Genomic DNA, 13,715 nt, shown 5'->3' on the forward strand with positions numbered 1-13,715 from the left:
CTTTTAATGCCATGGGCCTGTTCCTAAATCCCGAATGCCGTTTCTGTTCCCCACTTCGTTTCATATAGGGTTGTTTCGCTTGGCCAGCACCATCATCGAACTTAAAAACGCGGATCTGACGCTGGGCGAGGCGGCCGCCTCGGTGCATGTGCTGAAAGGCATGAGCCTGACGATCAATGCCGGAGAATCGGTCGGCATCGTCGGCCCGTCCGGTTCAGGCAAGTCGACTTTGCTGATGGTGCTTGCCGGGCTCGAGCGGCTGGATCGCGGCGAGATCGTCATCGACGGCACGCCGCTGCACCGGCTCGACGAGGACAGGGTTGCGGACTTTCGCGGGCGCAACATCGGCATCGTCTTCCAGTCTTTCCACCTCATTCCCAACATGACGGCACTCGAAAACGTCGCCGTGCCGCTCGAACTGGCCAATGTCCCGGGCGCCTTCGAGATCGCGCGCAAGGAGCTTGTCGCCGTCGGCCTCGGCGAGCGGCTCAGCCATTATCCCGGCCAGCTCTCGGGCGGCGAGCAGCAGCGCGTTGCGATCGCCCGGGCGCTTGCGCCCTCGCCGAAGCTTCTGATCGCCGACGAACCAACCGGCAACCTCGACGCCGAAACCGGACGGCAGATCGCCGATCTGCTTTTCGCCGAACAGCGTGACCGCGGCATGACACTCGTGCTCGTGACCCATGACGCCGCCCTTGCCGACCGCTGCGCGCGGCAGGTGCGGGTGCGCTCGGGCGAGATCGTTGCCGGCGGCGCCGCGGACCCCGTGGCCGTGGCGCCGGTCCAGCAGGCGGCCTCGGCATGATCGGCGCGCCTTCGGTACGGCTGCGGCCGCTGCTTGCCCTGCGGCTGGCGCTGCGTGAAATGCGCGGCGGGCTCAAGGGCTTCTACATCTTCCTCGCCTGCATTGCGCTGGGTACGGCGGCGATTGCCGGCGTCAACTCGCTGTCGCAGTCGATCACAGCGACGATCGCATCGCAGGGTCAGGAACTGCTCGCCGGCGATATTCGCTTCGAGCTTAACAATCGTGTCGCAACGACCGAAGAGCGCGCCTATCTCGATGGTCTTGGGACCGTTGCGGTTTCCGCTGGCCTGAGATCTATGGCGCGGCTGCCCGACGGTTCCAATCAAGCCCTGGTGGAACTGAAGGCCGTCGATGCGGCCTATCCGCTCTATGGCACGCTGGAAAGCCAACCCGACAGGCCGCTGCACGACCTCATCGCACGCGACGGCGATGTCTTCGGTGCGGTCGTGGCGCCTCTGCTGCTCGACCGCCTGGACGTTAAGGTCGGAGACGAAATCCTTCTCGGCAACGCCCGTGTCCGGATCGCCGGCACGATCACGCGCGAGCCGGATGCGCTTTCCGACGGCTTCGGCTTCGCGCCCCGCCTGATGGTCTCGGACGAAGCCCTGGCGGCGACGGGACTGGTGCAGACCGGAAGCCTCGTCGAGCACACATACAAGGTGAAGCTCGCCGATCCGGCAGGGGTTGCGGCCGTTCGCACCGAGGCGGAGAAAAGCCAGCCGGCAGCCGGCTGGTCGATCCGCACCAGCGGCAACGCAGCACCGGCGCTGACGGCCAACATCACGCGTTTCTCGCAGTTCCTGACGCTTGTCGGCCTGACGGCGCTCATCGTCGGCGGCGTCGGCGTCGCCAATGCGGTGCGCGCCTATCTCGATGCCAAGCGCAGCGTGATCGCGACCTTCAAATGCCTGGGCGCCCCCGCCGCCTTGGTGGCGATGATCTATCTCGCACAGATCCTGATGATCGCCTTGATCGGCATCGTTATCGGGCTCGTGCTCGGAGCTCTGATCCCCTTTGTCGCGGCGCAGTTTTTGGCCGACCTGTTGCCGATTTCGACCGCCTTCCATCTCTATCCGGGCGCGCTCGGGCTTGCCGCCCTGTTCGGCGTGCTGACGGCGCTGACCTTCGCCATCCTGCCGCTCGGACGGGCGCGCGCCATTCCTGCGACCGCACTCTTCCGCCAGCAGGGTTTCGATCCCTCGGGTTTTCCGGCCTGGCCCTATCTGCTCGGCGCCGTCGCGTGTCTTGCCGCACTCGCCGGCCTGGCGATCTTTACGGCTTACGACCGCTATATTTCGCTCGTCTTCCTCGGCGCGATTGCCTTCGCCTTCATCGTGCTCAGGGCCGTTGCGCTCGCGATCGCCTGGCTCGCGCGCCGCAGCCCGCGGGTCAATTCGCCGGCTCTCAGACTGGCGATCGGCAACATTCACCGTCCGGGTGCGCTGACCTCCTCGGTGGTGCTGTCGCTTGGGCTCGGTCTGGCGCTTCTGGTGACGCTGGCGCTGATCGACGGCAATCTGCGCCGCGAACTCACCGGAAGCATGGCGGAGCGAGCGCCGAATTTCTTCTTCGTCGATATCCAGGGCAGTGAGATTGAAGGTTTCCGCTCGGTGCTGAACCAGGCGATCCCGAAGGGCAAGGTCATCGAGGTGCCGATGCTGCGCGGCCGCATCACCGCCTTCAACGGTGAGGACGTGAACAGCCGCAACGTGCCGCCTGCAGGCCAATGGGTGCTGCGCGGCGACCGCGGTATCACCTACGCCAAGAACAAGCCGGAGAATTCGACGCTGTCCGAAGGCGCCTGGTGGCCGGCCGACTACAGCGGCGAACCCCTGGTTTCCTTCTCGTCCGAGGAGGCCGGCGAACTCGGCCTGAAGATCGGCGATACGGTCACCGTCAATGTGCTCGGCCGCAACATCACCGCCAAGATTGCCAACTTCCGCAATGTCGAGTGGGAATCGCTGTCGATCAACTTCGTCATGGTGTTCTCGCCGAACACCTTTGCCGGCGCGCCGCATGCCTGGCTGGCGACTGTGATCGATCCGTCGGCGACGCCGGAAGAGGAGGCGGCGGTCCTGAAGGCCGTCACCAATGCCTATCCGACGATCACCAGCGTACGGGTGAAGGACGCTCTCGACATTGTGAATGGGCTGCTCGGTCAGCTGGCAACGGCGATCCGGGCGGCCGCGGCCGTGGCGCTCGTCGCCTCCGTGCTGGTGCTGGCCGGCGCGCTTGCGGCCGGCAACCGGGCGCGCGTCCATGATGCGGTGGTCCTGAAGACGCTGGGGGCAACGCGGGTGACGCTGATCAAGGCGTTCAGCTACGAATACGCGATCCTCGGTCTTGCAACCGCAGTTTTTGCGCTGTTTGCCGGCGGTATCGCCGCCTGGTTCGTCGTCAACCGCATCATGACGCTGCCGTCGAGCTTCCTGCCCGACGTGGCGATCGTGACGGTTGTGGCAGCGCTGGTGATGACGGTCGGCATCGGACTTGCCGGTACATGGCGCATTCTCGGGCAGAAGGCGGCGCCGGTCCTGCGCGAACTTTGACCGGGCCGAGTTAACCGTAAATCCCTATTGCGCCGGTCTGAATCGGTCCGGTGCAACGGAATCCGGGAGTGCCGGGTCTTGTGTGCAGCGGGTTTCGGCATCATATTTGTCCACAGGCATGCTGGAGCTCCGCAGCGGCGCCTGGGCGTGGAAGCTCATCTTCCAGGGCGATATTCGCCGCCCGACACCGTAACTTCCACCGGAGCTTGAATGAGGAAACAATGGCTGATCTGAGAAATTACCAAACCCGAATGTCGCCCGCCGGCGCTCAGGCGGGTGCCGTGATTGACGAAGGCCTTCGCGCATACATGCTGAAGGTCTACAACCTGATGGCGCTTGGTCTGGCGATCACTGGCGTCGCGGCCTACCTGGCCTTCCAAATGGCGTTTTCGGATGGCCAGCTGACTGCCTTTGGTGCTGCGATCTATACGAGCCCGCTGAAGTGGGTGGTGATGCTGGCGCCGCTGGCGCTCGTGTTCTTCATGAGCTTCCGCATCAATAGCATGAGCGTTTCTGCCGCGCAGACGACGTTCTGGATCTATGCGGCCCTGATGGGCCTGTCGCTGTCGTCGATCTTCCTGATCTACACCGGCCAGAGCATCGTTCAGACGTTCTTCGTGACGGCCGCCTCGTTCGGCGCCCTGTCGCTTTACGGCTACACCACGAAGAAGGACCTGTCCGGCATGGGCTCGTTCCTGATCATGGGTCTGTTCGGCGTCATCATCGCGTCGATCGTCAACATCTTCCTCGCCTCTTCGGCGCTCGCCTTCGCGATCAGCGTGATCGGCGTGCTGATCTTCGCTGGCCTCACCGCCTACGACACGCAGAAGATCAAGGAAATGTACTACGAAGCCGATGACAGCACCGTTGCCGGCCGCAAGGCGATCATGGGCGCGCTGACGCTCTATCTCGACTTCATCAACCTGTTCATGTTCTTGCTCCAGTTCATGGGCAACCGGAACAACTAAGTCTGAACAGCAGACGGAAAAGGCGGCTTCGGCCGCCTTTTTTGTTTGCTGAAGCAGCTTGAAAGCGTCCGGGCTCCGTGGGAGTGAAAGGACGACGAAACCTTGGGATCAAAGTCTTTAGCCATGTCCCTGACCCTGCGCGACGCCACCCTGGCCGATCTTCCCGTCATCACCGAGATCTATCGCGAATCCGTGTTGCACGGGGTTGCGACCTACGAGATCAACCCGCCATCCGAAAAGGAGATGCGGGCGCGGTTCGAAACGATCATCGGCAGCGGCTACCCGTACATGGTTGCGGTAGACGCGGGCGGGACGATCATCGGCTATGCCTACGCATCCGGCTTCCGCACGCGCACGGCCTATCGCTTCCTGGTCGAGGATTCCATCTACCTGGCGCCGGAAGCGCGCGGCAAGGGTGCCGGCAAGGCGCTGCTGGTCGAACTCGTCCGGCGTTGCACGGAACTCGGCTTCCGCCAGATGGTCGCGGTGATCGGCGGTGCCCATCCGGCCTCGATCGCCGTGCACCGGTCGCTCGGCTTCGAACTCCAGGGCACGATGAAAGCGACCGGCTTCAAGCATGGCCGCTGGCTCGACACGACGATCATGCAGCTCGCGCTCGGCGAGGGCCAGGCGACCGACCCGCCGGAAGACGTCTATCCGGACACCCTCTACCAGTGACCATCGCTTGCTGAAAAATGTCAGTCGGCGAAGCGCCTCGCAGCGCGCCGTAGGCAGGTCGTGCCGTTGCTGCCCGTGACGTCGGCGTGCGTCTCCTGATGGCACCCTTTCCCGCTGGTCAGGTTTCCACCAGCCTCAGCACCTTGTCGAATACCTTGAGCACCTGGGCGAGCTCGTGACCGCGCTTCAGGATCGTGCCGTGAATGTTCAGCACGCTATAGGCGCCCTGTTTCGCGGCCAGTTTCGGGTTCTTCTCGATCCGGTAGAGCGGCATTTCGCCCGAACGCTTGAACACTGAGAAGACCGCGCGGTCCCTCAGGTGGTCGATCGCGTAGTCCCGCCACTCGCCTTCGCCGACCATACGGCCGTAGACCCACAGGATCTGATCCAATTCGCGGCGATGGAAAGTGATGGGGGGAGCGTTCTTGGCGTTCTTGTATTCGTGAAGATCGACGACCACTTCGGAAGTGGTCTCGCGCTGATGGCGCGCCTCGCCTTGCGGCAAATCCGGCTCATCGGTCATCGGCAATCCGGCCTTCTGTTGTGACAGAACGATTACAGTGTGCCTGACACGAGCCGAAAAGCAAGCTGGAAGCCATGGGACGATGAGGTCATTTCTTGCCTCTGCCCCATTTCAGTCAAACCGGCGCCCCAATTCATCGCAAAACTCGCGGGCGCTGACGGACAGAGTCGTTGCCACCGTATGTCCGGTCAGATCGTCATGCTGCGGGAGTTCACCGAACGCAGTTATGGCCGGTTCGGTCCGGTAACTTCGAACCCTCAGCCCCAGCCCCTCGATGCTGCCGGGCCGAACCAACCCCTTGCGCTTCGCCGTCCCTACAATTTGCCCTGAGGGCCGGCGAGCACGGCCGCAGCGCCGATGATGGCACCCGGCGTTTCCTTGTCCTTCATCGATTGCAGCAGGATCGCGCAGCCGCTGTTTCCCGGGCGCTCGGTCAGCACCGTCGCCGGCAGCGTGAAGGACGCGGGCTGGCCGTCCCACATGCCGATCGTCTGTATGTCACGCACCGCATGCCAATAGGGGACTTCCTTGCCGCTGTTCTCCCCCTTCTCCATCTTCACGATCTTGGCGCGGTCGAAATAGACGACGACGACATTGGCCTTGCCGATGCCGCTACCGATGGTGATCTGGATTTCTTCGCCGAGGATCTTGGCGCCGACGGGAACGGCAAGCCCTTTGCCTTCCGCCTTCATCGTTTCCAGCCGCGTCTTGATTGCCTGCAAGTTGCCGCCGTTCAAGTGGTCGCGGCCGTTCAGGATTGCCTGGGGCGTGTAGACGCCGTTGCGCCCGAGCATGCGCGCATAGGCATATTGCCGCTCGGTGTTTTCCTTCGATGCCAGCGTGTCGGCCCAGCCGAGATAGTTCCAGTAGTCGACGTGATAGGCGAGCGCCACCACATCGCCTTCGTCGACCAGCGACTTCAGCGCCGCATCCGCCGGCGGACAGGACGAACAGCCCTGGCTGGTGAACAGTTCGACAACGCCCTTGACCGCCTGTTTCTCCTGCGCCCCGGCAGGGGCACCGGCGGCTGCGAGCAGCCCGAAAGCCAGTGCAACAGGGCGAATGAAAGAACGGTCTGCGGATGTCATGGCGTCACTTCGTTACCGGCCAGCGGCCTACTCCTTGTGGGGGAGTTCACTACATACGACGCCCCTGCATCAACGGGAAGTCACGTTGGAGTGAGGTGGCAAGTGAGCGCGATCCAGCACCCGATCGCTGGCCGGTGCACCTCAAAGAAAGAGCCGGGGCGCCTTTCGGCGTCCCGGCTCCAGAGCCTTGTATGCGCTCGCGCGATTAAGCGGCGAGGTCGCGCAGAACCGTCTGCAGGATGCCACCGTTGTTGACGTAGGTCACTTCATCCAGCGTATCGATACGGCAGACGAGCGGCACATCTTTCACGCTGCCGTCGCCGTAGGTTACCTTGGCAACGCGCTTTTCGCGCGGCTGGACATTGGCGAGGTTTTCGATCGTGACGATCTCATCGCCCTTGAGGCCCAGCGATTCCCAGGTCGTGCCTTCCTCGAAGACGAAGGGAATGACGCCCATGCCGACGAGGTTCGAGCGGTGGATACGCTCGAAGGACTGCGCGATGACGGCCTTGACGCCGAGCAGGTTGGTGCCCTTGGCAGCCCAGTCGCGCGACGAACCGTTGCCGTATTCGACGCCGGCGAAGATGACGAGCGGAACGCCCTCTTCCTTGTACTGCATGGCGGCGTCGTAAATCGACATCTCTTCCTTGGACGGATAGTGGATGGTGTAGCCACCTTCCTTGCCGTTCGGGCCGAGCATGTGGTTGCGGATGCGGATGTTGGCAAACGTGCCGCGCATCATCACCTCATGGTTGCCACGACGCGTGCCGTACTGGTTGAAGTCGGCAACGCCGACGCCGTGACCGATGAGGTAGGCACCGGCCGGCGAGGCCGCCTTGATCGAACCGGCCGGCGAGATGTGGTCGGTGGTGATCTTGTCGCCGAAGAGACCAAGCACGCGGGCGCCCTTGATGTCGGAGATGCCCGAACCGGACTTGCCCATGCCGACGAAGTAGGGCGGGTTCTGCACGTAGGTCGAACCGTCGTCCCAGGCATAGGTCTGGCCCGGAGGAACCTGAACGGCCTGCCAGTTTTCGTCGCCCTTGAACACGTCGGCGTACTTGGTCGCGTAAAGTTCGCGGGTGACGTACTTGAAGATGAACTCCTGGATTTCCTTGGAGGTCGGCCAGATGTCCTTGAGGAAGACCGGCTTGCCGTCCTGGTCTTCGCCGAGCGGCTCGTTGGTCAGGTCCTTCTGGACGGAACCTGCAAGCGCGTAGGCGACGACGAGCGGCGGCGAAGCGAGGTAGTTCGCCTGGACGTCCGGCGAGATGCGGCCTTCGAAGTTACGGTTGCCCGAGAGAACGCCGGCGGCGATCAGGCCCTTGTCGTTGATCGTCTTCGAGATCGGCGCCGGCAGCGGGCCGGAGTTGCCGATGCAGGTCGTGCAGCCGAAGCCGACGAGGTTGAAGCCGAGCGCGTCGAGGTCCTTCTGCAGGCCGGACTTGGCGAGGTATTCGCCGACGACCTGCGATCCCGGTGCGAGCGAGGTCTTGACCCACGGCTTGGACTTCAGGCCCTTGGCAACCGCGTTGCGGGCGAGCAGGCCGGCAGCGATCAGGACCGACGGGTTGGAGGTGTTGGTGCAGGACGTGATCGCAGCGATGGCAACGTCGCCATGGCCGAGATCGAAATCGGTACCTTCGACGGCATAGCGGTTCGAAAGCTGGCCCGGCTTCTTGTAGTCGCCTTCAAGCGAGGTTGCGAAGCCCGATGCGATGCTTTCGAGCGGGATGCGACCTTCCGGACGCTTCGGGCCAGCCATGGCCGGAACGACGTCGCCGAGGTCGAGTTCGAGGGTGTCGGTGAAGACGAGCTCGGAACCGTCACCGTCACGCCACATGCCCTGAGCCTTGGAATAGGCTTCGACCAGCGCGATGCGCTGCTCTTCACGGCCGGACATGGTGAGGTAGTTGATGGTTTCGCTGTCGACCGGGAAGAAGCCGCAGGTGGCGCCGTATTCCGGACCCATGTTGCCGATGGTGGCGCGGTCGGCGAGCGTCATGTTGTCGAGGCCCGGGCCGAAGAATTCGACGAACTTCGAGACAACGCCCTTCTTGCGCAGCATCTGCACGACCATAAGCACGAGGTCGGTCGCGGTGACGCCTTCCTTGAGCTTGCCGGTGAGCTTGAAGCCGATGACCTCAGGCAGGAGCATGGAGACCGGCTGGCCGAGCATGGCAGCTTCCGCTTCGATGCCGCCCACGCCCCAGCCGAGAACGCCGAGACCGTTGATCATGGTGGTGTGGCTGTCGGTGCCGACGCAGGTGTCCGGGTAGGCGGTGACGACGCCATCTTCTTCACGGGTCCAGACGGTCTGGCCCAGATACTCCAGATTGACCTGGTGACAGATGCCGGTGCCGGGCGGAACGACGCGGAAGTTCTTGAACGCCTGCTGGCCCCACTTCAGGAAGCGGTAGCGCTCGCCGTTGCGCTCGTACTCGAGCTCGACGTTGCGGGCAAAGGCGTTCGGGGTGCCGAATTCGTCGACGATGACGGAGTGGTCGATGACGAGGTCGACGGGAACGAGCGGGTTGATCTTTTCCGGGTCGCCACCGAGCGAGACCATGGCGTCGCGCATCGCCGCGAGGTCGACGACAGCAGGCACGCCGGTGAAGTCCTGCATCAGAACGCGGGCCGGACGATAGGCGATTTCGTTTTCAGCCGTGCCCTTGTCGTTGAGCCAGGCGGCAACGTTCTCGATGTCCTTCTTGGTGACGGAGCGGCCATCTTCGTTGCGCAGCAGGTTCTCGAGCAGAACCTTCATCGAATAGGGCAGCTTGGAAACGCCGGCGAGACCGTTCGCCTCAGCCTTGGGCAGGCTGTAATAGACGTAGTCGACACCGTTGACGGTGAGCGTGGAGCGACAATTGAAGCTGTCTAGGGATTTGGACACTGGATAATACCCCGTTCCGTCTGATCGCCAAAAACTGACGTACGAACGCCCGAGCGCCTGTGAAGCGCGAATTGGGATGCGGGTGCGGCCATTTCCGCTGTCCGTACGTGGAAATTCATTCCATGTTCGGCGCTAGGATGAAATTCACGCCGACCGCTGGCGTGTTGGCCGCCTTATAGATAATTTCTCCAAAACGTGCCAGAGCAACGAAGGTCGAAACGGGACTTTTTTTTGCCCTGCGACAAAGAGAGTGAAGGGAAGCTGAAAATTCATGCGCCTCATGGCTGAAGGGTTGAGCGCGAAGCGCGGTGAGGACCTGATTTTTAACGATATTTCCTTTATTCTCGACGCCTCGGAAGCCCTTGTCGTGACGGGTCCGAACGGCTCCGGCAAGTCCACTTTGCTGCGGGTTCTGGCGGGGTTGTTGAGGCCCGAAAGCGGGCACCTGAAACTTGAGAATGGCCCCCCGGAAATCGCCCATCCATCCGAGCTCAGCCACTATCTCGGACACCGCAACGCGATGAAGCGCGAACTGACCGTCGCGGAAAATCTTTCCTTCTGGCGAGACTTCATGGGTGATTCGCCCGGGGGGCGCGGCGCCACGCTCACCGAGGCGGTCGAAGCGGTCGGCCTGCCCGATATCGCCCATCTGCCCTTCGGTTATCTTTCGGCCGGCCAGCAGCGGCGCATGGCGATGGCCAAGTTGGTCATTGCCTATCGCCCGATCTGGATCCTCGACGAGCCGACCGCAGCGCTTGACGCCGGCGCCGACCGGCTGTTTGCCGATCTGGTGAAGGCGCATCTTGGCAAAGGCGGCATCGTCATTGCGGCGACCCACCAGCCACTCGGGCTCGACCGCACGAAGGAGCTGCACATGACGGGGTTCGAGCATCTGGCAGGAGATCACTGGCATGATGCATAGGGTCGCAATGCCTGGAAGCCCATTGTCGGAAAACGCGCGCGTGCCGATCCGGAGGTTGCCGCTATGATCGCGCTCTTTTTCCGCGATCTCAAACTGTCGATCCGCGCCGGCGGCGGGGCGATGATCGGCGTGCTCTTCTTCATGACTGTGGTGGCAGTCATTCCCTTCGGTGTCGGTCCCGACCTGAACCTGCTTTCGCGCATCGGTCCGGCGATCCTGTGGATCGGCGCGCTGCTCGCCTCGCTGCTCGGCCTCGACCGGCTGTTCCAGGCGGAGCGCGACGACGGCTCGCTCGACCTGATGCTGATGCAGGAAACGCCGCTGCTTTTCACCGTCTTCGTCAAATGTGCGGCGCATTGGGCGGCGACCGGCCTGCCGCTGGTGATCGCCTCGCCGCTGCTCGGCCTCTTCATGAACATGAGCGAGATCGCCATCGGCGCCACCATGCTGACGCTTCTGATCGGCACGCCGGCGATCACCTTCATCGGTGCAGTGGGGGCGGCCGTTGCCGTGTCGCTGCCGCGTGGCGGGCTGCTGGTTTCGATCCTTGTACTGCCGTTGGCGATCCCGGTGCTGATCTTCGGTGTCAGCGCTGTCTATGCGGCGATCGAGGATCCGGCGCCGTTCCTGCCACCTTTGATGATCCTTGCGGCAATCACCCTGTTCTTCGCCGTCATCGGCCCGGTTGCCGCCGCCGCAGCACTTCGGCACGCGTCCGATTGACGCAATCGGGCCAGAACGGGCGAAAGTGTTTGCGGCATTCCCATGGATTTGTCGCTAAGCTGTTCAGATCGATAACATTTATGATCCGCGTTCCAACTCGATCGTGATCGGGCGATTGACGCGGATCAATTGCAGGCGGGCGCCTTAAGCGCTAAAGAGCGACCATGAGCGAAAACAGCCTGGCCATCCGCAAATTCAGCGATCTCGCCAACCCGACGCGGTTCCTGGCGCTGGCCGACCGTTTGTTGCCCTGGCTTTCCGGGCTGACGGCGCTGTTCTTCGTTGCCGGCGTCTGGCTTTCCTTCACGACGGAAGGCGATTACCAGCAGGGCGAAACGGTGCGCATCATGTATGTGCACGTGCCCGCGGCCTGGCTGTCGATGATGTGCTATTCGGTGATGGCCTTGGCAGCTCTCGGTACGCTCGTCTGGCGCCATCCGCTTGCCGACGTCTCCTCGCGCGCGGCAGCCCCGATCGGCGCCTGTTTCACCTTCCTGGCGCTCGTCACCGGCTCGCTCTGGGGCAAGCCGATGTGGGGCACCTGGTGGGTCTGGGATGCGCGGCTGACCTCGGTCTTCGTGCTGTTCCTGATGTATCTCGGACTGATGGCGCTCAACCGCGCGATCGACGATCCGGCGCGGTCCTCCAAGGTTTCGGCCATTCTGGTTCTCGTCGGCTTCGTCAACATCCCGATCATCAAGTTCTCGGTCGAGTGGTGGAACACGCTGCATCAGCCGGCGAGCGTCATGCGGCTCGACGGACCGACGATCGATCCGGAGTTCCTGTGGCCACTGATCGTGATGGCGATAGCCTTCACGCTGCTGTTCTTCACGCTGCACATCGCCGCCATGCGCAACGAAATCCTGCGCCGGCGCGTCACGGCGCTCAGGCGCCTTGCGGCCCGTGCTGCCGGACGGGGAGCCCGCGCACAATGATGAGCCACGCCGCCTACGTTTTCACGAGCTATGGAATAGCCACGCTGACGGTCCTCGGTCTGATTGCCTGGGTCGTGCTCGACGGTCGTGCCCGCCGGCGTGAACTCACCGAACTCGAAGCCGCAGGCATCCGCCGGCGCTCGGCCGAACCGGCTTCCGGAGAAACACGATGAGCAGCGCACCCGCTCCGGGTAACGAGGAGCGCAAACCCGGCCCCATGCGTTTCGTGCTGGCGGCGCTGCCGCTCGTCATCTTCGCCGGGCTTGCGGCGATCTTCTGGAGCCAGCTCAATTCCGGCAAGGACGTGAGCGAAATCCCCTCCGCGCTGATCGGCACCAAGGCGCCGAAACTCGACATGCCGGCGCTCGAAGGTGCGACGCGCGATGGCCACCCGATGCCGGCTTTGACCGATGCGGCGATCAAGGGCAAGCTGACGCTCGTCAACATCTGGGCCTCCTGGTGCGTGCCTTGCCGGCAGGAGCATCCCTTCATCCTGGAACTGTCGAAGGATCCGCGGCTGACCGTCGTCGGTATCAACTACAAGGACCAGAACGAAAACGCGCTCAGGTTTCTCGGCGAACTCGGCAATCCCTTCTCCGCCATCGGCGTCGACCCGCGCGGCAAGGCGGCGATCGATTGGGGCGTCTACGGTATTCCGGAATCCTATCTCGTCGGCGCTGACGGCACGATCCTCTACAAGCGCGTCGGCCCGTTCGACGAAAACAGCGTGAAGACGGGTCTGCTGCCGGCGATCGAAAAGGCGACTGCGGGTTCGTAACCGCTCCCGGCATTAGCTCTCATTCGGATGGGAGGGATTTGCTCCTCATCCGCCTGCCGGCTCCTTCTGCCCGCAAGCGGGGCGAAGAAGACACGTAGCGCTCGGTTGCCCTAAACTCTCGCATCGCATCGACGGCGTAAAACCGTGCCTTCCCTGCCGGGCAGTCGTGGAATGAAGTGAGTGCCTCAAGTCCCTTCGCCCCATCTGCCGGAGAAGGTCGCGGATGCGGGATGAGGGGCTGCGACGGCGACCGAAGCCCGCTTAAATCCCCGCCTGCCAGTCCCTGACCGCATCAAGCGGCCAGACGAGCATCAGTACGTTGAGCGTGAGATTGTCGCGGATCAGCCAGCCGGTGAAGAGCTCGAAGACGATGGCGACCGTTACGGTCAGCCAGACGGGCATGCGGGCGGCAAACAGGAAGCCGGCGGCCATGGCCAGTGTATCCATCGTCGAATTCAAGATGCTGTCGCCGAAATAGTCGAGCGAAATCGTTGCCGAGCGGTAGCGGTTGATCACCATCGGCGTGTTTTCGGCGATCTCCCAGGCGGATTCGATCACGGTCCCAAGGAAGAGCTTTGCCGTCAGCGGCTTGCCGCGCAGGAGCAGATGGCCGAGGCCGTAGAACAGGAAGCCGTGGATGATGTGCGACGGTGTGTACCAGTCGGCGATATGCTGCGAGTTGCCGCTGGATTTGACCACGGGCTCGAACAGTTTGACGTAGCCGCATTCGCAGATCCAGAGGCGACCCATCAGATGTTGGGTGACCATCTGGATGATGAGAACAGCAAAACAGGCGGCGAGCCAGAGGAGTGCGTGCCGGTTGCGGCTGTCATTCTCCTCGAGCATCGTG

Annotated in this window: 13 protein-coding genes; 9 read left to right on the forward strand and 4 right to left on the reverse strand. The window is 63.0% G+C overall.

The annotated features are described in order from the left end of the window. The first annotated feature begins 79 nt into the window (after window positions 1-79). The 4 genes from ASD63_RS25115 (at window position 80) to ASD63_RS25130 (ending at window position 5,000) form a co-directional block, all read left to right on the forward strand. Window positions 80-805, forward strand: coding sequence for an ABC transporter ATP-binding protein (locus tag ASD63_RS25115; RefSeq protein ID WP_034803135.1), 726 nt, complete (start codon window positions 80-82; stop codon window positions 803-805). Then, window positions 802-3,354 carry an ABC transporter permease gene (locus ASD63_RS25120; protein WP_051659631.1) on the forward strand — a complete coding sequence of 851 codons (2,553 nt, stop codon included), beginning with the start codon at window positions 802-804 and terminating at the stop codon, window positions 3,352-3,354. The genes ASD63_RS25115 and ASD63_RS25120 overlap by 4 nt, the downstream gene beginning before the upstream one ends. Before the next feature lie 221 nt (window positions 3,355-3,575). Further along, window positions 3,576-4,322, forward strand: coding sequence for a Bax inhibitor-1/YccA family protein (locus tag ASD63_RS25125; RefSeq protein WP_034802850.1), 747 nt, complete (start codon window positions 3,576-3,578; stop codon window positions 4,320-4,322). Between the two features lie 123 nt (window positions 4,323-4,445). Then, a complete protein-coding gene (locus ASD63_RS25130) occupies window positions 4,446-5,000 on the forward strand; it encodes a GNAT family N-acetyltransferase (protein WP_034802847.1) in 555 nt (184 codons plus the stop codon). Window positions 5,001-5,118: 118 nt separating this feature from the next. On the opposite strand, the gene ASD63_RS25135 is transcribed toward ASD63_RS25130, so the two are convergent. The 3 genes from ASD63_RS25135 to acnA form a co-directional block, all read right to left on the reverse strand. Beyond that, window positions 5,119-5,523: a DUF2794 domain-containing protein gene (locus ASD63_RS25135; RefSeq protein WP_034802844.1), complete on the reverse strand. Its 405-nt coding sequence runs from the start codon at window positions 5,521-5,523 to the stop codon at window positions 5,119-5,121. A 314-nt stretch (window positions 5,524-5,837) separates the two neighbouring features. After that, window positions 5,838-6,611, reverse strand: a complete 774-nt coding sequence (locus ASD63_RS25140) for a thioredoxin family protein (RefSeq protein ID WP_034802841.1) — start codon at window positions 6,609-6,611, stop codon at window positions 5,838-5,840. A 205-nt stretch (window positions 6,612-6,816) separates the two neighbouring features. Beyond that, window positions 6,817-9,507, reverse strand: a complete 2,691-nt coding sequence (gene acnA, locus ASD63_RS25145; RefSeq protein ID WP_034802837.1) for an aconitate hydratase AcnA — start codon at window positions 9,505-9,507, stop codon at window positions 6,817-6,819. A 271-nt stretch (window positions 9,508-9,778) separates the two neighbouring features. On the opposite strand from acnA, the gene ccmA reads away from it, so the two are divergent. From ccmA to ASD63_RS25170, 5 genes are all read left to right on the forward strand, one after another. After that, window positions 9,779-10,429, forward strand: a complete 651-nt coding sequence (ccmA, locus tag ASD63_RS25150; RefSeq protein ID WP_034802834.1) for a heme ABC exporter ATP-binding protein CcmA — start codon at window positions 9,779-9,781, stop codon at window positions 10,427-10,429. 63 nt (window positions 10,430-10,492) lie between these two features. After that, the gene (gene ccmB / locus ASD63_RS25155; protein WP_034802831.1) at window positions 10,493-11,152 is read left to right on the forward strand and encodes a heme exporter protein CcmB; all 660 of its coding nucleotides are present in this window, start codon (window positions 10,493-10,495) and stop codon (window positions 11,150-11,152) included. Between the two features lie 164 nt (window positions 11,153-11,316). Next, window positions 11,317-12,087 (forward strand): heme ABC transporter permease, encoded by a 771-nt coding sequence (locus ASD63_RS25160; protein ID WP_034802828.1) that lies wholly within the window; start codon window positions 11,317-11,319, stop codon window positions 12,085-12,087. Further along, window positions 12,084-12,260 (forward strand): heme exporter protein CcmD, encoded by a 177-nt coding sequence (gene ccmD, locus ASD63_RS25165; protein ID WP_082566526.1) that lies wholly within the window; start codon window positions 12,084-12,086, stop codon window positions 12,258-12,260. Before ASD63_RS25160 ends, ccmD begins: the two co-directional genes overlap by 4 nt. Continuing rightward, the gene (locus tag ASD63_RS25170; protein ID WP_034802825.1) at window positions 12,257-12,865 is read left to right on the forward strand and encodes a DsbE family thiol:disulfide interchange protein; all 609 of its coding nucleotides are present in this window, start codon (window positions 12,257-12,259) and stop codon (window positions 12,863-12,865) included. The genes ccmD and ASD63_RS25170 overlap by 4 nt, the downstream gene beginning before the upstream one ends. A gap of 261 nt (window positions 12,866-13,126) precedes the next feature. On the opposite strand, the gene ASD63_RS25175 is transcribed toward ASD63_RS25170, so the two are convergent. After that, window positions 13,127-13,711, reverse strand: coding sequence for a DUF2585 domain-containing protein (locus tag ASD63_RS25175; RefSeq protein WP_034803129.1), 585 nt, complete (start codon window positions 13,709-13,711; stop codon window positions 13,127-13,129). Between the last annotated feature and the right edge of the window lie 4 nt (window positions 13,712-13,715).

Source organism: Ensifer sp. Root558 (assembly GCF_001427045.1).
GTDB lineage: Bacteria > Pseudomonadota > Alphaproteobacteria > Rhizobiales > Rhizobiaceae > Ensifer > Ensifer adhaerens.

Excerpts from the sequence above, each read along its gene's own strand:
- ASD63_RS25120 (WP_051659631.1), top strand. The coding sequence starts at position 802 with ATGATCGGCGCGCCTTCGGTACGGCTGCGGCCGCTGCTTGCCCTGCGG.
- ASD63_RS25125 (WP_034802850.1), top strand. The coding sequence starts at position 3,576 with ATGGCTGATCTGAGAAATTACCAAACCCGAATGTCGCCCGCCGGCGCT.
- ASD63_RS25130 (WP_034802847.1), top strand. The coding sequence starts at position 4,446 with ATGTCCCTGACCCTGCGCGACGCCACCCTGGCCGATCTTCCCGTCATC.
- ASD63_RS25135 (WP_034802844.1), bottom strand. The coding sequence starts at position 5,523 with ATGACCGATGAGCCGGATTTGCCGCAAGGCGAGGCGCGCCATCAGCGC.
- ASD63_RS25140 (WP_034802841.1), bottom strand. The coding sequence starts at position 6,611 with ATGACATCCGCAGACCGTTCTTTCATTCGCCCTGTTGCACTGGCTTTC.
- ccmA (WP_034802834.1), top strand. The coding sequence starts at position 9,779 with ATGCGCCTCATGGCTGAAGGGTTGAGCGCGAAGCGCGGTGAGGACCTG.
- ccmB (WP_034802831.1), top strand. The coding sequence starts at position 10,493 with ATGATCGCGCTCTTTTTCCGCGATCTCAAACTGTCGATCCGCGCCGGC.
- ASD63_RS25160 (WP_034802828.1), top strand. The coding sequence starts at position 11,317 with ATGAGCGAAAACAGCCTGGCCATCCGCAAATTCAGCGATCTCGCCAAC.
- ccmD (WP_082566526.1), top strand. The coding sequence starts at position 12,084 with ATGATGAGCCACGCCGCCTACGTTTTCACGAGCTATGGAATAGCCACG.
- ASD63_RS25170 (WP_034802825.1), top strand. The coding sequence starts at position 12,257 with ATGAGCAGCGCACCCGCTCCGGGTAACGAGGAGCGCAAACCCGGCCCC.
- ASD63_RS25175 (WP_034803129.1), bottom strand. The coding sequence starts at position 13,711 with ATGCTCGAGGAGAATGACAGCCGCAACCGGCACGCACTCCTCTGGCTC.